The following is a 21,309-nucleotide window of genomic DNA, read 5'->3' on the forward strand; positions in this document are numbered from 1 at the left end:
GATTTGATAATAAGTAAGTTGCCGAATAAACCAGTCTAGCAGGGCCATGATTTTACGGGCCACCGGCTCTTGTGGCTGGGCGTGGGGCCGCGTGAGCTGGCGCAACAGATTCAGTCCGTAGCGGCTCAGGCTTGTGGCCCGGCAGCCGTGATTTTTGCGTGGAATGGCCTTGATTTTGCCGTGGGCCATCGTGCCCACGCCCAGACATAGCGCGTAGGCCAGGCTGACCAGAGCCACGAGCTTGCGCAGCTTCTGGTGGCAGCATAAGTGGGTGGCTTCCAGGTTAAAGCCGCGTCCTTTCAGGTTCTGAAAGCACTGCTCAATCGTCCAGCGGCTGGCGTAGAGGCCGCCCAGGTTGCGCAAGCCGGGCGCGGCGAAGAGAAACAGAAACTCCGTGTCGGCCAGCCGCTTGACCCAGACCTGTCCCCAGACCCCAGCCACTTGGCAATGCAGAAAATGCCGCTGCTGCCCTACGGCAAGGCCCAGGGCCGTGACGGCCTGCCGTCGGCCACTAGCAAAGGTGATTTGGTGGTGCTTGGGCAGGCGCATTACAAAAGGCAATTTATTCTTCCGTAGCCAGTTAAGCCAGACATGGCCCACAAACTCCCGGTCCCCCACCACCAGCCCGATGCGGTCGCGGCCCAGCACCTGTACGCAGATTTTGAGCAGGGCAATACGGTCGGCCGCACTGGAGTTCCCGCTGCGGTTGTCGAGCAGTTCCCAATAGAGCGGCAGTTGAAAGTCGCCTCGGCCTACGGTCACGAGCAGGATATTGACCTGGCAGCGGCCGAAGTCCCATTCGGTGCGGTCCAGGCACAGGCGCAGTTTGCCCGTGGCGGGCAGCAAGCGCAGCAGCAGGTGGGCCAGCACCAGATAATTCAGGTCCACCTGCCGAAAAAAGTCCTGAATGCGGGTTTCATTCGAAGCGATTTTCACCGCGTCATTCAGGTGCTGGGCTACCTCGCAAAATTGGACGTTGCGGCTTTTGAGCAGGGCGATAACAAACTGGCTGACAAACTTTTGCCGGGACAGATGGGGCACTAGCTGGACGCGACGCAAAAGCGTCGTAATTTTGGCAATGAGGCTTGGCTTCACGGGGCAGGACGGACAATGGTGTGTAGGAACCCCAAAGGTCGGACTGCCCCGTTTTTATGCCCTAAAGTTTAGTAGGGTAGAGTGAGCCCGTCATGCCTCGGCTGCGCTCGGCATGACGTTTTGCTTTAAGACAATTAGACGCCTACTCGTCGTCCTCAAACTGGCCCATGGCGCCGGCTTCGAAGTCGGCAATGGCTTGCACCAGTTCTTTGTTGGTGTTCATCACAAACGGCCCGTAGGTCGCTAGTGGCTCCTCGATGGGTTCGCCGGCCAGCACCAGCACAATGCTGTCTTCGGTGGCGGTGAGGTGGGCTGTTTCTGAGTCCCAGCCTAGCACCACCAGTTGCTTGGTGGCGGCGGGGCGGTTGCCGTGGAGCAGCACGTTGCCCTTCACCACATAGAGGCCCACGTTGTAGTCGGCGGGCAGATTCAGCGGCAGCTCGGCGCCTTTGGGCAGGTGCACGTCGAGCATGGTCATGGGCGAGAAGGTGGTGGCGGGGCCGCTCACGCCTTCATAAGTGCCCGCAATCACGCGGATGGTGCCCTGGCCGTCGGGCGTGGGCAGGGTGCTAATGGCCGAGGAGCGGATGTCCTGGTAGTTCGGCGGGGTCATTTTGTCCTTCTGGGGCATGTTCACCCACAGCTGCACCACTTCCAGCGTGCCGCCCTGGCGGGTAAATTCCTTCTCGTACAGCTCCTCGTGCATGAGGCCGGCGCCGGCCGTCATCCACTGCACATCGCCGGGCCCGATGTTGCCCGTGTGGCCGGCCGTGTCGCGGTGCGCCAGCACGCCCTGGTACATAATGGTCACGGTTTCGAAGCCGCGGTGGGGGTGGGGCGGCGAGCCCAGGGGCTTCTCGCTCGGGGCCACCGGCATGGGGCCAATGTGGTCGATGAGCAGGAAGGGGCTGAGCTGGCGGATGCGCGGCCCCGGCATGGGGCTGGTCACCTGGAAGCCGTCGCCCACGGCCTTTTTATTGCCGTCGATAACCTGAAAGACGCGGCGGAAAGTGGTTGCTACGGTCGTGTCCATGAGGAATGATGGTTGTGGTAAGCGGAAGAGCCGGGCGGTGTGGCAGCGGCCAATTGGTAAAAGCAGTTGGCCGCAGAATAGTTATTTGAGGTGTCCCTTGCGCTCCCGAAACTTTCCGCCGCCGCCGTTGCTTTAGCCATTCGTACTTTTGTACCGCACGCGGCTTCGCCGCTTTTTAACTACAAGACAATGGCAGTTTATCCCGAATACATGGTGGCGCCCATCCGCCAGGACCTCACCGAGGTTGGTTTTGAGCAATTGATGACCCCCGAAGCAGTGGATTCCGCGCTGGCTTCGAACGAAGGCACCGTGCTGGTGGCCGTGAACTCGGTGTGCGGCTGCGCTGCCGCCAAGGCCCGTCCGGCCCTGAAAATGGCCCTGGCCAGCGCCGACAAAAAGCCCGGCAAGCTCGTAACCGTATTTGCCGGCATGGAAACCGAAGCCGTGGCCAAGATGCGCGAGCACCTGCTGCCCTACCCGCCCTCGTCCCCCTGCATCGCCCTGTTCAAAGACGGCGAGCTGGTGCACATGATTGAGCGCTACCACATCGAAGGCTCCGATGCCATGCGCATCGTGAACAACCTGCAAGGCGCGTTCGAAGAGTACTGCTAAGCTTCGCACTTATTCGCAACAAAAAAGCCCGTCATCCGACGGGCTTTTTTGTTGTGGAAACCATGTTGATTAAGCGCTGGCAGAGGCCGGAATTCGCGCTTTCGGCTTGGCCCTTTTGTTGCGGCGGCCCCACCAGACCAGGGTGCCCGTCACGGGCAGGCTGGCGGCCAGCAGGCTGCCCAGGAAGGCCACTATTTTGCCACCCAGGCCCAGCAGCTGGCCGGTGTGCAGGTCGTAGTTCATTTCGGAGAGCTTGCCGCCGGGGCTTTGGTCGGCGTGGAAGCGGTTCAGCAGCAATTGGCCCGATACCGGGTGGAAGGCGTAATCGTCGCGCTCGTAGTAGTGCAGCGCCCGCTGGTAGGCCCAGCACAGGGCGGGCTCTTTGCCGCTGCCGGTGGGCCCGATGAGTAGCATCTCGGCCGCTGGCGAGCGGCGGCGCACTTCCCGGTACACGATGTCGGGCAGGGGCTGGGCGGCGGCCGCCACGGCTTGCAGGGTGTCTACTTTGGCCACGGCCGTTTCCTGCGGGAAGGTCCGCCCGCCGTTGGCCACCAGCATGGCCGAGTTGAGCAGCCAGGGGAAAAGCATGAACAGGCCCGTGAGGGCCAGCAGCCCGGCAATGCCGGCTACGTAAAAGCCCAGCACGTTGTGCAAGTCGTAGTTGATGCGCCGCCAGCGCGACCCCCACTTGATGGTGAAACGCTGCTTGCGTTCCTGTCGGCGCTTGGGCCACCACAGCACCAGGCCCGTGCCCAGCATCACCAGGAAGATGATAACGCTGCCGCCTACCACCCATTTAGCCACCGCCTCGGGTAGCAGCAAGGTCATGTGAATGTTCTGCACGATGCTGAAAAAGTAGCGGCGTAGGTCGTGCTCGTGCAGCACCCGGCCGCTGTAGGGGTTCAGGTACACCTGCGTGGGCGCGCCGGCCGGGTCCGTAAAAAACACCGTGGCCGAGCGGCCGGGCCCGAAATACGTTATCCACGTCGTGGATTTTGCCACGCCGGGGTGCTGTGCCAGCGCGGCGGCCTGCAGGCGCGAGGGCAGCAGTACGGGCGTGGTGGCCAGCACCTCCACCTTGCGCCAGGGCTCGGTCAGGTCCCGGATTTCATCCTGAAACGTGAAAATGGCCCCCGTCAGGCTCACCACAAACACCACCAGCCCGGTGCTTAGGCCCAGCCAGAGGTGTAGGTTGCCGATGGCTTTTTTAAAGGTCATGACGCTCGTAATTATTGGTCAATCAAAACTTATAGGCCACGCTGCCGATGATGCTGCGCAGCTTCTGCGCGTTCATTGTGGTGTAGCCAATCCAATACTGCTTGTCGGTCAGGTTGTCCACTTTGGCCGCGAGGCGGTACTTGGGCTGGTCGTAGAAGATGCTGGCGTTGAGCACCGTGTAGGCGGGCAGCGTGAACACGTTGGTGTTCGTGTTCTGAATGCGGTTGTCGCTGGCGTAGTTGCCGCCGAAGCCCGCGCCCAGGCCTTTGAGGGCGCCTTCGGGCTGGCGGTAGCTCAGCCAGGCATTGGCCAGCACGGGCGAGGAAGCAGTGTTGGGCCGGCGGCCGTTCACGCTTTCGTCGGTGTTTTCAAACTTCGAATCGTTGTAAGCGAAGCCGCCCACCACGTTGACGCCGCGCACGGGGCTGGCCAACACGCTCACTTCCACGCCGCGGCTCTGCTGGGTGGCATCCTGCACCTGGAAGGCCACCGGACCGATGTTGTTGAGGCTGCGCAGCCGGTTTTCCACCCGAATATCGTAGTAGCTCACCGTGGCGCTGAGGCGGCCGCCGGCGGCATCCAGCTTCACGCCGCCTTCCAGCTGGTTGGCGCGCTCGGGCCGGGCAATTTTCGCCGGCCCGTCGCCATCGAAGTAGTTGCCGAGGTTGGTAAAGCTGTTTTGGTAGTTGGCAAACAGCGCCACCCGGTCCTGCACGGGCTGGTACACGAGGCCGAACTTGGGCGAAAGCGTCGTCTGCGCGTAGGCCGCGGTGGGTGCGTACACCAGCCCGCCTTTGTTGTCGAAGCGGTCGAGGCGCAGGGCGGCCATCACGCTCAGCTGCTCGGTCAGGTTCAGCACATCCGACACGAACGCGCTGTAGGTATTCGACTTGGCGTTGACGACGTAATTGCCCGGCGCGCTGGCGGCGTACCGCGCGGCCACGGCCGGCCCATTAAAGGCCCGGATGGCATCGCTGGAGGCGTTGAGCGCAATCTGGTCGAAGCCACCGCCGAGGAAGTTCACGTCGGCATCAATGCGCAGGAAATCGAGGCCGAATACTACGCGGTTGCGCAGGTTGCCCAGGCGGAAGTCGCCGTTGAACAGCTGCTGGGCCTCAAACAAGGTGCGGCGGCTGTTGCCCGTCGACTGGTCGGCCCGCACCAGTGTGTCCGAAACCGCGCCATTGGAGCCGGGCAACAGGTAGAAATACGGCCCGAAACCGTTCGAAAAACTGTGGCTGCTGGTCAGGTAGGTGGTCGAGGTGAAGCTCGGCGAAATCCGGTACTGCACCTGCCCAAACAGGTTGGTGCTGCGCGTGTCCTGCGTGAGGCCCGCGCCCTGGTACGACTGCCGGTAGTTCAGCGGCGACTCATCGGCGCGGTCGAAACCCAGCGCGGCCGACGGGTAGTAGAAGAAAATAATCTGCTTGCCCACGTTCGTACCCTTGTAAATCTCGGCGTCCACGTTCACCGTCAGCCGGTCGTTGGGGCGGAATTGCAGGCTCGGGGCCACCGCCAGGCTCTTGCCGAAACCGGGGTAATCGAGGTTCTGGAAGCTGTCTTCGTAGGTGTAGGCCGTGTTCAGACGGAAAGCCAATGCTTTGGGCTGAGTGGCGGGCCGGCTGGCGTCTACCAGATTCACGTCGGCACTCACGCGGTGGAAACCGTAGCTGCCGCCTGCCACGCTCAGCTCGCCGCCAAAGGCGTCGAGCGGCTTCTTGGTCACGCGGTTCAGCAGGCCGCCATACGAGGTGAGCGCGCTGCCAAACAGCGTGCCCGACGGCCCTTTGATGACCTCCAGCTTCTCCAGGTTAATGGCGTCGATGTCGCTGGTCACGTTGCCGGCCACGCCGTTGCGCAGCTGGCTCGCCAGGATGAAGCCCCGGCTGGCGTAGAACGCGCCGCCATCGCCACCGCGCCCCGTAGCCTCCCACATTTTTTGCAGGCCGGGCACGTTGCGCGTCGCATCGTCCACGGTATAAACCAGTTGCTCGGTCAGCAGCTCCTTGCCCACGGTAGCGTACACCTGCGGGTTTTCCAGGTTTTTGAGCGGCATTTTGCCCACGTACTCGCTGCTGGGCCGGTTGAATTTGTTGAGGCGCGCGCCCTGCACAATGACTTCCTGCAGCTCGGCCGTGCTCTCGGCCAGGCGGAAATCCACGGTGGCGCGCTGGCCTGCGGCTACGGTCAGCGACTGCTGCGCGGGCTTCAGCCCCACGAAGGAAACCAGGAGGGTGTACGTGCCAGCCGGCACGGAATTGATGCGGTAGCGCCCGTCATTATCGGTGATGGCGCCCAACGGCTGGCCCTGAAGGCCCACGCTTACGGACGAGGCCGGGTCGCCGTCGGTGGTGGTAACGCGGCCGGCAATACTACCCGTCGATTGGGCCCAAGTGGGTAGTATGCAGCTCGTTATTAGAAAAAGGAAGTAGTAAAAACGCAGGGATTTCATCGGGTGCTTATTTAGACAGATTCTATTTAAGCTCAAAAGTAGTGCATGCTGAGACCCAATTAAAAATTATTTAGAATAATTCTAAATAAGCTTGCCGCTTTAAAATTCGCTGATACCTTTGCCTTTGTTTAGATTGATTCTAAATAGCAAACACCCTTCTCTGCCAAGCTTTGGTGCAGGCGCGCGCTGCCATCCGCACTTGCCGGTTTTCTGCCCCTGGCCCCACGGTCCTTCAACTACTAAAATTCTCCCCTTATGTGCCGCTACCTGCATCACAACGACATCGGGTGCATTTCGCGCTGTGCGCAGGGCTGCTGCCTGCACCTGTATTTCGGCAACGTAGCCTTGTGCCTGAACCGGGCCGAGCTGCCCGATTGGCGCGCAACAATTGGCAGCTTGTACGAGCAGCACGCGGCCCGCCAGCCCGACCCGCATGCCCGGTGCCTCGTGTTGCCGGGCCCGGTAGCCTACCAAAAATTCATATTTTCTCTGGAGGAAGTATTCCTGCTGCACGATTTGCTGATGGGCGCGTCGCTGTTGCTGGAAGTAGAAACCCTGCTGGCTCCGGCGGCTGGCTAGCTTTTCGCCACGTCGCGCCCAGCGTCCGGCTGCCTCGTCCACGCAAGGCGGGCTACGCCATCGGCTTGGATTTGTGGCTGGTCGCTCCGGTTTCGGGGCGGCCAGTTTTTTTGTTCACATCTGCTTTTTCGGCTGGTTTGGCCAGGGCAATGACGAGGGCGCCGCTGGCCATGAGCGCCACCCCCAGCATAACCTGCCAGGTGATTTTTTCCTTTAGAAAAACGGCCGCCAGTACTACCGAGAACACCAGGGTCACGTTTGTCAGCGGCGATACCCGTGAGGCGTCGCCCATGGAAAGCGCCCGGAAAGACAGCAGCGAAGAAGCCGCCGTGAGCACGCCCGCAGCCAGCAAAAAAATCCAGTCCCGACGCTCAATCTTACCGATGGCCGGCAGCAGCCCTTGCCAGAGTACCGTGCCCCACGACACAATCAGAATCAAAACTGCCTGCACCGCAAACGCCAGGCTGGGCGGCACGTTTCGCACTCCAAACTTCGACAGCGTAACGACCGTAGCAGACACAATGGCCGCCAGCAACGCAAAAACTACCCACATACACAACTCCGGAAACAACAGATAAGCAGCCCAATAAATGCGCTTAGCAATACGCGGCCTTCGGGCAAGGGTTGGGCAGAGGTGGTTCGGGCGGGGGTTGAGGAGCCGCGTTGCGGCGCAGCAGCCAAACCGCTAAAGCGCGAAACCTGGTGCCCGGCTATGGCGCCTGCGCCAGGCTGCCAAGCGGGTTGGGCCGCTGGCAAAGCGGAAGCGCTTCGGGCCAATAGCTACCGGGAAACCACCTTGAATTCGGTACGCCGGTTGTACTGGTGGCCGATGTCGCTTTTGTTGGAGGTGAGGGGAATGGCGGCGCCGTAGCCGGCATACGTCACCCGCTCGGGCTTTATCTTATGCTGGATGAGGTAGGTAGCCACGGCCTGGGCCCGGCGTTCGCTCAGGCTCAGGTTGCCCTCAGTGCTGCCGGCCTCGTCGGTGTGGCCGCACACTTGCAGCTTCAGCTTGGGCGACTCATTGAGCAGCTTGACCACACGTTCGAGCTCGGCGGTGCTTTCGGGCCGCATTGAGGCTTTGCCGGGGTCGAAAAATACGTTGTGCAGCACAATGTTGGAGCCCGCTTCCATTTTTTGCAGGCGGATGTTGCGCACCGTTTCGGCGTAGCCGGTGCTGGGCGGCAGGTTCACGTTTTCGGAATGAAACAAGTAGGCTTCGTTGCGCAGCACCAGGCCGTAGTTCACGCCCGAAGGCAGCGCGATGAGGTACTTGCCGGCGGGTGTGGTTTGCAGCGTGGCCACGGTCTGGCCGGTCATGTTGTCCAGCACTTCAATCTGGGCCTGAGCCGGCTGGCGGCTGGCGATATCGGTCACCGTTCCTTTCAGCACCGTTACTTCCGCGGTCACCACGGGCACGCTCAGCTTGGGAATGGGCTGGCGCACCGCCACGGCCCGCGTAGCCAGCGGCCGCTCCTGCTGGTTGAGAACCGGCTGCTTCTCGGCCCCGAGGAAGGTGACACGGTAAATGTCCTGGCCCCCGAAGCCGCCCGGCCGGTCGCTGGCAAAGTACCCGAAACGCCCCGAGGCCGAAGTCACGAAAAACACGTCGTCTTCGGGCGAGTTGATGGGCCAGCCCAGGTTTTCGGGCGTGCTCCACTTGCCGTTTTCGAACACCGATTTGAAGATGTCGAGCCCGCCCATGGTGCCGTGGCCGGCCGAGGAAAAAATGAGCGTCTTGCCGTCGGGCTGCATAAATACGCCTTCCTCATCAAAGGGGGTATTAATGGCGCTGCCCAGGTTTTGGGGCGGCGTCCGGCCGTCAATTTCGGCCTTGTAGATGTCGCGTTTCCCCAGGCTGCCTTCCGGCTTGTCGCTCACGAAATACACGTAGCGGCCGTCGGGCGAGTACGTGGCCGACGACTCCCGGTACTTCGAGTTGATGCGGGAGTCCAGCTCTTTGGGTTTGCTCCAGCCATTGGCCGTCAGGCGGCTTTCGCTCAGGTCGCCGCCGTTGTTGTCGGCGTGCAGCAGCAGGCGCTGCCCATCGGCCGAAACAGCGACCGTGGCGTCGTGGCCGGTGGTGTTCACCGGGGCGTTCAGGGTACGGGCAGGGCCCCAGTCCTCGCCGCTCCGCAACGTTTGGTAAATGTCTTCGGTAAAGCCGCCACCGTCGGAGGCCCTGGCGCCGCCCAGCGAGCCCGCCCGGCGCGAGGTCAGAAACAGCATGGATTCGTCGGCCGTCACCACGGGGCTGTGCTCGGTTTCGGCCGTGTTCACCGTCGGCCCCAGATTGTCGATAAACACCCGCACCGGGTGGGCCATGAGCTGCTGGCCGGTTTTGCACTCTGCTATGCGGCGGGCCACCTCCACCGGTGATACCTCCACGGGCGGGGCGGGCTTGCCTTTTTTGGCAACGCTGGCTACCACTGTTTTCGCGCGCTCGTATTCTTTCAGTGCCTCGGGCCAGCGGGCGTGCAGGTGCAGGGCGCGGGCCAATACGAAATGGGTACGGGGCGCGGGGCCGGTTTCCAGCTCAACGGCTTTTTTGAGGTAGGGCAGGGCGGTGGCTTTGTCGCCCAGGTTAAGGTAGCAGTCCCCGATGCGCAGGTTGAGGGCCGCGTTGTTGGGGTTAAGCTTTTGAGCCTCCAGAAAACTGGGCAGCGCGGCGGCATAGCGCGGCGGGCTATTTTTGTAGTCTTCCTCGCCATCTTTTATCGCTTTTTGCGCCGCTTTCAGGGCCTCTTTGTATGGAAAGCGTTCGGGCGTGAAGGGCACATTTTGTGCCGCTGCCTCTGGCAGCATGCCGGCCAACAGCGCACAGGCCAGCAGGAAACGGATGGAAGTGACCATAAAAATGGCGAAAATGAGTCAGCGGAAAAACAAAGGCGGCGCGGTTCGGGCTACTGCTTGGATACCTCGGCGGTAGGCTCGGCAGACGGGACGGCTGGTACGGCAGGCGGGGCGGGCGGGGCACAGCCCGACGCGGCGGCGTAGCTGTGGCCGGCCGCAATGCCCAGCGCGGCGGCCCGGCGCCAGTCCTGGCAGGCATCATCGGTTTTACGGAGCATTTCGCGGGCGTGGCCGCGGTTCAGGTAGGCTTCGGCGTAGGTCGAGTCCACGGCAATGGCCTGGGTTGCGTCGGCTTCGGCCTTGCCGTATTCTTCCAGCTTGAGGTAGGTGGCGGCCCGGTTGTTCCAGGCCAGCAGGTACTTGGCATCGAGGGCAACGGCCTGCGTGAAGTCGGCCACGGCGCCTTTGAAGTCCTTTTTCTCATAGCGGGCGCAGCCGCGGTTGGTCAGCGCCAGCACGTCATCGGGCTTGGCCCTCAGGTAGGCGTCGTAGTCGCGCAGGCACTGCGTGAGCTGGCCGGCGTGGCGTTGGGCGGCGGCACGATTGAGCAGGGCCGGCAGCAGCGTGGGCTGTAGCGCCAGGGCCGTGGTGTAGTCCAACGTCGCTTCCAGGTAGTTGCCGAGCATTTGTTGGGTGCTGGCGCGGTCGTGGTAAGCATTGGCATCCTGCCGGTTGGCCTTGATGGCGCCGTCGAAGTCGTCGCGGGCGGTCTGGTACTCGCCCCGGTCGAAGCGCAGCAGCCCGCGCTTGTACCAGGCCGTGCCGAAGCCCGTGCCGCCCTTTAGGGCTTCGGAATAGTCTTTTTCGGCTTCGGGCAGCTGGCCTTTGGCCTCGTACACCTGCGCCCGGCCCAGAAAGCCGACGTAGTTTTCCGGCTCCAGCATCAGGGCCTGGTTGTAATCGACCAGCGCCAGGTCGTATTCCTTGAGCGCGGCGTGGGCTGCGGCCCGCGTGGCGTAGGGCGGGGCAAAATCGGCCTTGGCCGCGATGGCTTCGGTGAGGCTGACGAGCGCGACGGCGTAGTCATTGGCCCCGAAGCTGGTGAGGCCCTTGCGATAGGCTTGTTCGGCTACTTGGGCAGGCGTCAGCACCTGGGCCGTATCGGCCAGCGCTGTCTGGGTGCGGGTGGTGTCCGTGGCCTGCGCAAAAGCCCGTCTGGGCGTGTATGCAGCCAGTAAAATCATCCCCAGGAGCAAATGGCGTATCAGATTTCCCATGCGGTTGATGGTTAGTGATAAGGACTCAACCGCTAAGATATTTAATTTTTACCAGTTTAAATACGTTAATTCTGTTGGATAACAGCAGTTTTTCAGACGCTACTTCCTTTCGTACAATTTCTTGCCGCCTTCTGCTCGTCCGCTCTGGTGTCTTTTCGGTACCTGTTGGCTCCTGGTACAAGCAAAGGGCTCCGCATTTTCATGCGGAGCCCTTTGCTTACTTCAATAACCTACCCGGCGAAGATTAATTGGCCACCTCGCTCAGGAACTTGATGCGTACCAGGCGCAACTCTTCCTCCGTGAAATCGTCCTCGCTGAGCTCCTTCATGGCCACTGCGATATTGTCGGTGGTGGCGGTCATGAAGTAATCGTAAATCTCCTCCTGGCGGTCTTGCTCCACCATTTCGTTGAGGTAATAGCCGATGTTGAGGCGGGTGCCGGAGTAGCAGATGTGCTCGATTTCCTCCATCAATTCGGCCATGCCGATGCCTTTGGAAGAGGCAATGTCCTCCAGCATCATCTTCTTGTCAATCTGCTGGATGATGTAGATTTTGATTTTGGAGCGGTTCACGGCCGACTTCACCACCACGTCCTCGGCGGTTTCAATGTCATTGTCCTCCACGTGCTTTTTGATGGCGGCCACGAACGGCGCCCCAAACTTGCTGGCCTTGCCCTGGCCCACGCCCGACACGTGCGTGAGGTCGTGCAGCGTGGTGGGGTAAGTGGTGGCCATTTCCTTCAGGCTCGGGTCCTGGAAGAGGACGTAGGGCGGCAGGTTTTTTTGCTTGGCCACCTGCTTGCGCAACTCCTTGAGCTGCGTGAACAGGGCCTCGTCGTGCCCGGCGGCGTGCTGCACTTCCTCCTTTTCCTCGTCGGCCTTCTGCTCCTCGTCAAAGTTGTGGTCTTTGGTGAGGGTGATGGAGCGCGGATTCTCGATAAAATCGATGCCCTTGCCCGTAATGCGCACCAGGCCCAGGCTATCGATGTCCTTCTCCAATAAGTCGTTCAGCAGGCACTGGCGCAGCACCGAGTGCCAGAACTGCGCGTCGCCCAGCGCCTTGCCCTGGCCGTACACCGGCAGCGCGTTGTGGGCATAGCTCACGATGTGCGGGTTGCTGAGGCCCAGCAGCACCTGCCCGATGTGGGTGAGGTTAAAGCGGGCTTCCGTCTGAACCACGGCGCGCAGGGCCAGGCCCACGGCGGCTTCACCCTCAAACCGCTCCTTGGGGTGGCGGCAGTTGTCGCAAAAGCCACAGTCCGTGTCCAGCTGCTCGCCGAAGTAGTGCAGCAGCTGGCGGCGCCGGCACACCGCGCTTTCGGCGTAGTTCGTCATCTCGGCCAGCAGCTGGTGGGCGTTGTCGCGCTCAGTCACGGGCTTGTCCTTGCTGAATTTCTCCAGCTTCAGAATATCGTCGTAGCTGTAGAACATCAGGCAGTTGCCTTCCAGGCCGTCGCGGCCGCCGCGGCCGGTTTCCTGGTAGTAGCCCTCAATGGATTTGGGCGCATCGTAGTGAATCACGAAGCGTACGTCGGGCTTGTCGATGCCCATGCCGAAGGCAATGGTGGCCACAATCACATCGCACTCCTCGTTGAGAAAAGCGTCCTGGTTGTCGATGCGCACCTGCTGGTCGAGGCCGGCATGGTAGGGGCGGGCGCGCACGTCGTTCACGCGCAGCAGCTCGGCAATTTCCTCCACTTTTTTGCGGCTCAGGCAGTAGATGATGCCGGCTTTGCCCTTGTGCTGCTTCACGTACTGAATCAGCTGCTTTTTGGTGTTGTGCTTGGCGCGCACCTCGTAGTAAAGGTTGGTGCGGTTGAAGCTGGTTTTGAACACCGAGGCATCATCCATCTGCAGGTTCTTCTGGATGTCGAGCTGCACCTTGGGCGTGGCCGTGGCCGTGAGGGCAATGATGGGCACGTTGCCGCCGAGGTTGTCGATGATGCCGCGAATCTTGCGGTACTCGGGCCGGAAATCGTGGCCCCATTCCGAGATGCAGTGGGCCTCGTCGATGGCCACGAAGCTGATGGTTGATTTCAGCAGAAAGTCAATGGTGTCGTCCTTGGTCAGGCTTTCCGGGGCCACGTACAGCAGGCGAACGTCGCCGTTTATGACGTCCTTTTTCACCCGGTTCATCTCCGTTTTGGTCAGCGTCGAATTGTACACCTGGGCATTCACGCCGAAGGCGGCCAGCTGGTCGACCTGGTTTTTCATCAGCGCGATGAGCGGCGAAATCACGATGGCCGTGCCCGGCACCACCAGGGCCGGCAGCTGGTAGCACAGGCTTTTGCCCGCGCCGGTGGGCATGATGACAAACGTGTTGTGCCCGGCCAGAACATTTTGAATAACTGCCTCCTGCGTGCCTCGAAACTGGCCGTAGCCAAATACCTTTTTCAGGGTGTCTTTTAATTCCGCGACGAGGGTCGGGGCTTCTTGTAGGGCAGCAGATGACATGGGGCAGGCGCTCAGGTGGCATGCGTGCAGACGCACGGTTCATAACGAAGATAAGCACGAGCCTGCTTTTTCAGCGTAAAAAATGGAGTTTTTCGTGAATTGTGGAAAACAATTTAATCACATTGCGACGAGGCAATTGCGCGCCCGAAACAAGTGCTGCCGGAATGGGTGTTAAATCCGGGGAAAAGCACGGCTTAGTTTCTATCCCCCAATTTTGCGACTATTCCTTTTGCCTTGCTCATGCCCGCTTCCTCGCACCCCGCCGAATTGCCCACTGCCCCCAACGTTGCTGCGGCCATTGATGTGCTGGCCATTGCCCGCCAGGTGCTGCACGCCGAAGCCGCCGCCCTGCACGACGTGGCCAACGCCCTCGCTGCCACGCCCGACTTCGAGCGCTGCGTGCAGGCCATTTTGCAGCTCAAGGGCCGCGTGGTGGTTACGGGCATCGGCAAAAGCGCCCATATCGCGGGCAAAATCGTGGCCACGCTCAACAGCACTGGCACGCCGGCCTTGTTCATGCACGCCGCCGATGCCATTCACGGCGACCTGGGCATGATTCAGCCCGAAGACTTCGTGGTGGCCATCAGCAAGAGCGGCGACACGCCCGAAATCAAGGTGCTGGTGCCGCTGCTGCGCCGCAAGGGCGTGCCGCTGGCCGCGCTGGTGAGCAACGCCGATTCGTACCTCGGCCAGCAGGCTACTTATATTCTGCATGCCCCGGTAACCAAGGAAGCCTGCCCCAACAACCTGGCCCCCACCACCAGTACCACTGCCGCGCTGGCCCTGGGCGACGCCCTGGCCGTGTGCCTGCTCGAAAGCCGTCAGTTCACGGCCGCCGACTTTGCCCGCCTGCACCCCGGCGGCACCCTCGGCAAGCGCCTCTACCTGAAAGTGGGCGACCTGAGCCGCCAGAACCAGCGCCCCCAGGTAGCCACCGAAGCCTCGCTAAAGGACGTGCTGCTCGAAATATCGGGCAAGCGCCTCGGCGCCACGGCCGTGCTCGACGCCGCCGGGCAGCTCGCCGGCATCATCACCGACGGCGACCTGCGCCGCATGCTGGGCAGCTTTTCGGACCTGGAGCAGCTGCGGGCGCGCGACATTCTCACGCCCCAACCCGCTACTATCGACGTGGAAGACTTCGCCGCCGAAGCCCTGGTGCGCATGCAGCAGCGCAACATCACGCAGCTCGTGGTGACCGAAGACGGCGCGTTTGCCGGCTTTATCCACTTGCACGATTTGTTGCGCGAAGGGCTGGTGTAGAGTGGCGGGCTAGCGGACGGGCTCCACTTCCACGCCAACGGAGCTTTCGTAGCGGGGCCAGCAGGTTTGCGCTGCGGGGATGCGCTGCCAGCCTTTGCCTATGGTATAAACCCAGGTCCGCGTATCGGCGAAAGCGTAGGGCGGGCGCAGCAGCGGACCAACGGGAACGTAGCCCACCATGTGTATTGAAGTGTAAAATTTGTCGCCTCCAATCATGTACTCCAGGGCCAGGAAAAAGCCGCTGGCGGGCAGGATGACGTTAGCATTGCTCAGGTCATAGGTGTATGTTTCTTTGGTTGCCCCAGATACCACGTAGTTCTCCGTCAATAAATCTTCGCCTGGCGGCTGCTCGGGACCGTTGTACCGGTAAAGCCGAATCCGGAAAGGTTCGCGGTCGAATCCATTCTCGCCAATGCGGAAAGTAATTGCCCGCAGCCTACGCGGCTGGTGAATGCTGCTGTCCTGAATCAGAAAAGCCCGCTGGGTACTTGGCCATCCCAGCCACGGCGCGGTGCAGGGCGAAACATGGGCTGAATCGGCCGGGCGCAAGTTTCCGTCGGGCGGAAACCGATAGAGGTTGCGCAGCAGCGGCAGCGTGATGCGTTGCGTTGTATCGGCTGGGATGTAGGCGCGGCCGGCATAAGCGGGCAATTCAACCGCTAGTTCCTCCTCTTTATCGAAGAGGTAGGTTTCCTGCTTGGCGGCGGGGTAGTTCAACTGAAAAAAACCATCCGTAGCACTGCTGGTCTGGGCACCGTTTCTGGCAACAGGTATTCCGGCCAGTGGCTGCTTGCTCACCGCATCGAGCACGTAGCCGGAAACGCTGTGCGCCGGGCTAAAACTCGGGAAATTGGTAGACGCCTGCGGCGTGTATCGCGCGCAGCCAGCCAGCAGCAGCCCGGCCAGCAGCCCACCGCCCCCGAAGCAGCGCAGCAACGAAGTAAGTGGCGAATGAACGGCAGACATCGCAATGGGAACAGGAGGGCCTAAAGATACAGAAGCTACCAGGCAGCACCGACTTCGTCAGCTTTGCTTCTGCAATTTCGAGGGAACATCAATGGCGCGATGAAAAGACTGAAGCAGCGTAACGGCCGCTCTCCGATTCTTGAACTTGCACAACTGCCCGCTGGCCCGCTGGGCCCGCTGGCCGTAGTCTAACCGCTGGCCGTAGTCTAAGCGTAGCGACGACTACGCGCCAAAAGGTAAGGTGAGTTTGCAACTCACGGCAGCGTAGCCGCCAGTCGTGCCCGCGCCTGTTGCGCAATGACGGGTGAGTTACAAACTCGCATTACCATCAGCTCGCAGCCGTCGCTACGCTTAGACTACGGTCAGCGGGCCAGCGGGCGGCGTTATCCATTTGCACGATTTGCTGCGCGAGGGGTTGGTGTAGGCGGTGTGGTGGCGAAAGGGTGAGGTGGGGCGTTTTGCCGGAAGGACGAGTGCTCCGGCTTTTTGGTGCATTTTTGTTCCCTCATTCCCTCCCAAGCAAGTGTGGCTGTCGGTGCTCATTTTTCGACCATCACCTCAGCACTTCACCACTTCATTCCCCCACCACTCGTGCAAAGTACCTACTTAATTGTGATGGCTGGCGGCATTGGCAGCCGTTTCTGGCCGTTTAGCCGCACCCAGCACCCCAAGCAGTTTCATGACGTGCTGGGCGTGGGGCGGTCCATGCTGCAGCTCACCGTGGACCGGTTTGCCGCCGTGTGCCCGCCGGAAAACATCTTTGTGGTGACGAACCGGGACTACCAGGAACTGGTGCACGAACACCTGCCGGAGCTGCCCGCCGACCAGATTCTCGGCGAACCCATTGGGCGCAATACCGCGCCCTGCATTGCCTACGCCAGCTACCGCATTGCCCAGCGCGACCCCAAAGCCACCATCATCGTGACGCCGGCCGACCACGCGGTGCTGCGCGAGGATGAATTCCTACGGCTCATCGACATTGCCGTGGCCGTGGCGCAGGCCAACGATGTGCTCATTACCCTGGGCATTCAGCCCTCCCGGCCCGACACCGGCTACGGCTACATCCAGTACATGGACGAGCAGTCGCTGCCCGGCGGACAGGTGCACAAGGTGAAAACCTTCACCGAAAAGCCAAATCTGGAGCTGGCCCGCATGTTTATCGACAGCGGGGATTTTCTCTGGAATTCGGGGTTGTTCGTGTGGCGCGCCGACGTGATTCTGGCCGCCTTCCACCACTACCTAAGCGACATTGCCGAGGTGTTTGAGGAAGGTGCCGACATGCTCGGCACGGCGCAGGAAGAGGAGTTCATCAGCCGGGCCTATTCCCGCTGCCGCAACATCAGCATCGACTATGGGGTGATGGAAAAGGCCGACAACGTGTACGTGCTGCCCGCCGATTTTGGGTGGAGCGACGTGGGCACCTGGGATTCGCTGCACCGCATTGGCCAGCACGATGAGAACGACAACGTGGTGAGCGGCAACGTGCTGCTCTACGACACCAGCGGCTGCGTCATCAAAACGCCGCCCGAGCGCCTGGTAGTCGTGCAAGGCTTAGAGGACTACATCGTGGCCGAATACGACAACGTGCTGCTCATCGTGAAGCGCAGCGAAGAGCAGCGCGTAAAAGAATTCGTAGCCGATGTTAAAGCCAAAAAGGGCAACGGGTACAACTAATTCAACGACATTACGCATCAACAGGCTGGCGCGCGTCTCTGACGCGCTGCCCACTGGTCAACAGGTTGGCGCGCGTCTCTGACGCGCTGCCCACTGGTCAACGGGCTGGCGCGCGTCTCTGACGCGCTGCCCACTGGTCAACAGGCTGGCGCGCGTCTCTGACGCGCTGCCCACTGGTCAACGGGCTGGCGCGCGTCTCTGACGCGCTGCCCACTGGCTTCGAGCCTCTGGCTCGTACGTGCAATGGCGTTGCGGAAGACCTTCCGATTCGAGCCAGCGGCTCGGAACCAATCGGCATCGCGTCAGAGACGCGCGCCAGCCTCTCCCTAGCCCCAGCGGTGATAGGTTCTTGCTTGCCGGGCGTGCACGCCCGGCAAGCAAGTAATTATTCGAAAGCTCGCCTGCTGCAGAATGTCGTTCCGCCCGTGAAAGCGTTTTGGTGCAGTCCCTCAATAGCAAGAAGTGAAACTTCCCGGCAGGAGGCTTTCGGAGTGCAACTCTGAAAGAGCGATGGGAGCGGTGGCGCCGTGCGCAAGTCAAGACTGCCAAATGCAAAAGGTCCCCCCGTCAGGCTGACGGGGGGACCTTTTGCGTTGAATAGAACAGTGGCAAGCGCGGCCGGCGCCGGGCCTACTCCACCACCACGCGCCGGGTCAGGGGCAGGCCGTCGAGGGTCAGGCGCAGGGTGTAGATGCCGGCGGCCAGGCCGTGCAGCGGCACGCGGGTTTCGGCCGTGGGCAGGGCAATGGTGCGTACGAGCTGGCCCAGGCCGTTGAAGAGTTGAGCCGCAGGGGCCGTGCCTAGCGGGCGCAGCACCGTGAGCTGGTCGTGGGCCGGGTTGGGGTACACCAGCACCTGGGCGCCGCGCTGGGCGGCCGTGGCCAGGGCCGTGGCCGCGCTCACGGCCAGGCGGGCGGTGCTTTCGCAGCCGCCCACGGTTTGGCTGGCGTAGTAGGTGGTGCCGCCCACCAGGGGCGTGGTGCTGGCCAGGGCCGCCCCGCCGGCAGCCGCCGCGTACCACCGAATGGCCGTGCCGGTAGCCACCAGGTCGGCCACGGTGGCACGGGGGGCGAAGGGCTGGCTGGCCGCGCCGGTGGGTGCCGCAACGCCAATGCCCAGCTGCACCTTATTCTCGACTGACAGGCCAACCAGCAGGGTGCCGGCGTTGTAGGCGAAGGACTGAGAAAGGCCGGGAAAACTTACGCCGCCCACAATGCTGTTGCAGGCGTTTACTGCCCCGCTCGTGCCCGTCGTGCCTTGTCCCAGGGTATGGGCTCCCACGTCGGCGATGGTTCCGTTGTTCCACATCCAGCTGCGCACCACATAATTGCCGTCGCTCAGCGCCGTCACGCCGTTATCGACACCAATAAAGTCGTCGGCCGAGGTGCCGACCAGAGAGTTGGTCGCGCTTACCGGCCCCTTCGTGCCGGTGCTGCCGTTGCCCCACGTAGCCGCCCCCGCGTTGGCAATGGCCCCGTTGTCCCAAGCCGAGCTGGCCACCACGTAATGGCCGTTGGTAAGCGCCGTAATGCCGTTGCTGCTGACATAATCTTCGGTTGAGGTACCAACTAGGGAATTGGTCGCGCTCACTGGCCCGCTCGTGCCGGTGTTGCCGTTGCCCCACGTGGCCGCCCCCGCGTCGGCGGTTCCTCCATTGTCCCAGAACAGGCTGCCCACTACGTAATGGCCGTTGGTGAGCACCGTAATGCCACTACTGCCCACCTGGTCGTTGGTTGAGGTACCGACCAGGGAGTTGGCCACGCTTACCACCCCGCTCGTGCTGGTGCTGCCGTTAACCCACGTAGCCGCCCCCGCGTCGCGGACGGCCCCGTTGTCCCAGCTTGGGCTGCCCACTACGTAATGGCCGTTGGTCAGGGCCGTAATGCTGCTGCCAACTGAGTTTCTTTCCGAGGTGCCAACCAAGGAGTTAGCCACGCCTACTATCCCGCTCGTGCCGATGCTGCCGTTGCCCCACGTGGCCGCCCCCACGTCGCGGACGGCCCCGTTGTCCCAGTTCGGACTGCCCACTACGTAATGGCCGTTGGTGAGTGCCGTAATGCCACTTTCGCTTACGTTATCGAAGGTCGTGGTGCCAACCAGGGAGTTGGCTGTGCTCACCACCCCGCTCGTGCTGGTACTGCCGTTGCACCACGTGGCTGCCCCCGCGCCGTCGGTTGCTCCGTTGTCCCAGTACGGGCTGCCCACTACGTAATGGCCGTTGGTGAGTGCCGTGACGCGGTAGCCTACATAGTCGTCGCTTGAGGTACCGACCAGGGAATTGGCCACGCTTACCACCCCGCTCGTGCCGGTGCTGCCGTTGCCCCACGTGGCCGCCCCCACGTCGCGGATGGCCCCGTTATTCCAGTCCGGGCTGGCCACTACGTAATGGCCGTTGGCGAGTGCCGTGACGCCGCCGCTGCCCACCTGGTCGTTGGTTGAGGTACCGACCAGGGAATTGGTCGCGCTCACTGGCCCGCTCGTGCCGGTGCTGCTGTTGCCCCACGTGGCCGCTCCCGCGTCAATAATACCGCCGTTGTTCCAGCGGGGGCTATACACCACATAATGGCCGTTGGTGAGCACCGTAATGTTGCCAACATAGTCTTCGGTTGAGGTACCGACCAGGGAATTCGCCACGCTCACCGGTCCGCTCGTGCCGGTGCTGCCGTTGACCCATGTAACGGCCCCTGCGTCGCGAATGGTCCCGTTGTCCCAGCGCGGGGTAGGCACCAGGTAATGGCCATTCGGAAGTTCGGCGAGGAGGAAATCGCTCACTTGGTCGTCGGTTGAGGTACCGACCAAAGAGTTGGCCGCGCTTACCGTTCCGCTCCTGCCGGTACTGCCGTTGCACCACGTAGCCGCTCCCGCGTTGGCGATGGCCCCGTTATTCCAGTTCGGACTGCATACCATGTAATTGCCGTTGGTGAGGACGACAATACTGGCCTTACCCACCGCATCGTTGGCGGTACTCCCGGTGAGGGTGCTGAGCAGGGTGTTGTCGCTGCCCCGGTAGAGGTACACGGCTCCCACGTTCGGGGTCGTGCCGAGGTCGTAACCGGGGTCAGTTACCACAAAGTTACCGTTGGGCAGCACCGTCACGGTGTAGCCGAACTGGCCGGAGCCGGTGGGGCCGGCAATAATTACCTGGGCCAGGGCGGGCGCGGCAGGCGCCAGCAGCCAGAGGCCCAGCAGCCCCGCCCAGCAGCGCACACGGGAGGAGAAGAAAGAAGGGGTAGGAGTGGGCATGAGGGGAAGAAATAAAAATAAACAAAGTGTTATTCCCACAAAGCTACGCCCCCCTACCGCGTGCCACGATACTCGATTTCAGGCACGATAACCATTAGAAAACGACGTGAAGCAGGCGCCGGAGCTAGCCTTCATTAAGCGTTGGCGCCCGGCGCCAACGCAGTAGCTTTGTAGGGTTAGTAAGGTGTAGGGTCGTGTAACCCTACACCTTACTAACCCTACAAAGCTATTTCCTTCTTTTCCGTGCCGGCTCATGGCAGTTTCCCGTTCTCCCGAAGCGTTGGTACGCACCGCTCTCGGCCTTTCCCAGGCGCAGCTGGCCCGCTTCCTAGGGGTAGCGGCTCCCGTATTAGCTCATTACGAAGCGGGCCGGCGCCTACCGCCGGCGGCCGTGGCCGAGCGCCTGCTGCCCCTGGCGCGGCTGCTGCCCCCGCCGCTGGGCAGCGGCCTGCCCGAAACCGTCCTGCCTGCCCCCGACCCTGACCCCGACGCGGTGGTGTGGTGGCTGGCCTTGCCCGCCGGGACCAGTGCCGGGGTGCCCGAACCAGTGCGTCGCCGGGTGCGCGACTGCCGCTTGCTGGCCCTGGGGCTGCACCAGCAGCTGGCCCGGCTGCAGGGGCGGGCGACGGGCCTGGCCCACCGCCGCCGGGGGCTG

At 62.1% G+C, this 21,309-nt stretch carries 15 protein-coding genes; 5 read left to right on the forward strand and 10 right to left on the reverse strand.

Features of this window, described 5'->3' with window-relative positions; translation table 11 throughout:
- Both GM79_RS18775 and GM79_RS18780 read right to left on the reverse strand, forming a co-directional pair.
- A partial coding sequence (locus GM79_RS18775) for an IS4 family transposase (protein ID WP_035562703.1) occupies nt 1-1,095 on the reverse strand: 1,095 nt, incomplete at its 3' end.
- Nucleotides 1,096-1,237: 142 nt separating this feature from the next.
- On the reverse strand, nt 1,238-2,128 hold the full coding sequence (locus GM79_RS18780; RefSeq protein ID WP_081867873.1) for a pirin family protein: 891 nt from the start codon (nt 2,126-2,128) through the stop codon (nt 1,238-1,240).
- A gap of 189 nt (nt 2,129-2,317) precedes the next feature.
- On the opposite strand from GM79_RS18780, the gene GM79_RS18785 reads away from it, so the two are divergent.
- Nucleotides 2,318-2,740 (forward strand): BrxA/BrxB family bacilliredoxin, encoded by a 423-nt coding sequence (locus tag GM79_RS18785; protein ID WP_035567043.1) that lies wholly within the window; start codon nt 2,318-2,320, stop codon nt 2,738-2,740.
- A gap of 69 nt (nt 2,741-2,809) precedes the next feature.
- On the opposite strand, the gene GM79_RS18790 is transcribed toward GM79_RS18785, so the two are convergent.
- Both GM79_RS18790 and GM79_RS18795 read right to left on the reverse strand, forming a co-directional pair.
- The gene (locus tag GM79_RS18790) at nt 2,810-3,958 is read right to left on the reverse strand and encodes a PepSY-associated TM helix domain-containing protein (RefSeq protein WP_035567044.1); all 1,149 of its coding nucleotides are present in this window, start codon (nt 3,956-3,958) and stop codon (nt 2,810-2,812) included.
- Between the two features lie 22 nt (nt 3,959-3,980).
- Nucleotides 3,981-6,410: a TonB-dependent receptor gene (locus tag GM79_RS18795; protein WP_035567045.1), complete on the reverse strand. Its 2,430-nt coding sequence runs from the start codon at nt 6,408-6,410 to the stop codon at nt 3,981-3,983.
- A gap of 255 nt (nt 6,411-6,665) precedes the next feature.
- On the opposite strand from GM79_RS18795, the gene GM79_RS18800 reads away from it, so the two are divergent.
- A complete protein-coding gene (locus GM79_RS18800; protein ID WP_035567046.1) occupies nt 6,666-6,989 on the forward strand; it encodes a hypothetical protein in 324 nt (107 codons plus the stop codon).
- Nucleotides 6,990-7,041: 52 nt separating this feature from the next.
- On the opposite strand, the gene GM79_RS18805 is transcribed toward GM79_RS18800, so the two are convergent.
- The 4 genes from GM79_RS18805 to recQ all read right to left on the reverse strand — a co-directional run bounded on the left by GM79_RS18805 (nt 7,042) and on the right by recQ (nt 13,511).
- On the reverse strand, nt 7,042-7,542 hold the full coding sequence (locus GM79_RS18805) for an EamA family transporter (protein ID WP_072008664.1): 501 nt from the start codon (nt 7,540-7,542) through the stop codon (nt 7,042-7,044).
- A gap of 227 nt (nt 7,543-7,769) precedes the next feature.
- Nucleotides 7,770-9,842 (reverse strand): OmpA family protein, encoded by a 2,073-nt coding sequence (locus GM79_RS18810; RefSeq protein ID WP_035567047.1) that lies wholly within the window; start codon nt 9,840-9,842, stop codon nt 7,770-7,772.
- 50 nt (nt 9,843-9,892) lie between these two features.
- On the reverse strand, nt 9,893-11,026 hold the full coding sequence (locus tag GM79_RS18815) for a tetratricopeptide repeat protein (RefSeq protein WP_035567048.1): 1,134 nt from the start codon (nt 11,024-11,026) through the stop codon (nt 9,893-9,895).
- A gap of 277 nt (nt 11,027-11,303) precedes the next feature.
- Complete coding sequence (gene recQ, locus GM79_RS18820) at nt 11,304-13,511, reverse strand: DNA helicase RecQ (RefSeq protein ID WP_035567049.1); 2,208 nt, start codon at nt 13,509-13,511, stop codon at nt 11,304-11,306.
- A gap of 240 nt (nt 13,512-13,751) precedes the next feature.
- Here recQ and GM79_RS18825 point away from each other — a divergent pair, with 240 nt between their 5' ends.
- Nucleotides 13,752-14,771, forward strand: coding sequence for an SIS domain-containing protein (locus tag GM79_RS18825; RefSeq protein ID WP_051719066.1), 1,020 nt, complete (start codon nt 13,752-13,754; stop codon nt 14,769-14,771).
- A 9-nt stretch (nt 14,772-14,780) separates the two neighbouring features.
- Here the strand turns inward: GM79_RS18825 and GM79_RS18830 are convergent, their stop codons facing one another.
- Nucleotides 14,781-15,737 (reverse strand): hypothetical protein, encoded by a 957-nt coding sequence (locus GM79_RS18830; RefSeq protein ID WP_152560085.1) that lies wholly within the window; start codon nt 15,735-15,737, stop codon nt 14,781-14,783.
- A gap of 591 nt (nt 15,738-16,328) precedes the next feature.
- Between GM79_RS18830 and GM79_RS18835 the strand changes: the two genes are divergently transcribed.
- Nucleotides 16,329-17,411: a mannose-1-phosphate guanylyltransferase gene (locus tag GM79_RS18835; RefSeq protein WP_235184112.1), complete on the forward strand. Its 1,083-nt coding sequence runs from the start codon at nt 16,329-16,331 to the stop codon at nt 17,409-17,411.
- A 630-nt stretch (nt 17,412-18,041) separates the two neighbouring features.
- Here GM79_RS18835 and GM79_RS18840 read toward each other — a convergent pair.
- Nucleotides 18,042-20,654: a T9SS type A sorting domain-containing protein gene (locus GM79_RS18840; RefSeq protein ID WP_081867874.1), complete on the reverse strand. Its 2,613-nt coding sequence runs from the start codon at nt 20,652-20,654 to the stop codon at nt 18,042-18,044.
- A gap of 253 nt (nt 20,655-20,907) precedes the next feature.
- Here GM79_RS18840 and GM79_RS25855 point away from each other — a divergent pair.
- The coding region (locus GM79_RS25855) for a helix-turn-helix domain-containing protein (protein ID WP_200875629.1) at nt 20,908-21,309 on the forward strand (402 nt) is incomplete at its 3' end.

This window comes from Hymenobacter sp. IS2118 (assembly GCF_000715495.1).
In the GTDB taxonomy this organism is placed as follows: Bacteria; Bacteroidota; Bacteroidia; order Cytophagales; family Hymenobacteraceae; genus Hymenobacter.

Bases quoted from the DNA above. Each gene is read 5' to 3' on its own strand.
- GM79_RS18800 (WP_035567046.1), top strand. From the start codon at position 6,666: ATGTGCCGCTACCTGCATCACAACGACATCGGGTGCATTTCGCGCTGT.
- GM79_RS18790 (WP_035567044.1), bottom strand. From the start codon at position 3,958: ATGACCTTTAAAAAAGCCATCGGCAACCTACACCTCTGGCTGGGCCTA.
- GM79_RS18795 (WP_035567045.1), bottom strand. From the start codon at position 6,410: ATGAAATCCCTGCGTTTTTACTACTTCCTTTTTCTAATAACGAGCTGC.
- GM79_RS18840 (WP_081867874.1), bottom strand. From the start codon at position 20,654: ATGCCCACTCCTACCCCTTCTTTCTTCTCCTCCCGTGTGCGCTGCTGG.
- GM79_RS18780 (WP_081867873.1), bottom strand. From the start codon at position 2,128: ATGGACACGACCGTAGCAACCACTTTCCGCCGCGTCTTTCAGGTTATC.
- recQ (WP_035567049.1), bottom strand. From the start codon at position 13,511: ATGTCATCTGCTGCCCTACAAGAAGCCCCGACCCTCGTCGCGGAATTA.
- GM79_RS18805 (WP_072008664.1), bottom strand. From the start codon at position 7,542: ATGTGGGTAGTTTTTGCGTTGCTGGCGGCCATTGTGTCTGCTACGGTC.
- GM79_RS18830 (WP_152560085.1), bottom strand. From the start codon at position 15,737: ATGTCTGCCGTTCATTCGCCACTTACTTCGTTGCTGCGCTGCTTCGGG.
- GM79_RS18825 (WP_051719066.1), top strand. From the start codon at position 13,752: ATGCCCGCTTCCTCGCACCCCGCCGAATTGCCCACTGCCCCCAACGTT.
- GM79_RS18810 (WP_035567047.1), bottom strand. From the start codon at position 9,842: ATGGTCACTTCCATCCGTTTCCTGCTGGCCTGTGCGCTGTTGGCCGGC.
- GM79_RS18815 (WP_035567048.1), bottom strand. From the start codon at position 11,026: ATGATTTTACTGGCTGCATACACGCCCAGACGGGCTTTTGCGCAGGCC.
- GM79_RS18785 (WP_035567043.1), top strand. From the start codon at position 2,318: ATGGCAGTTTATCCCGAATACATGGTGGCGCCCATCCGCCAGGACCTC.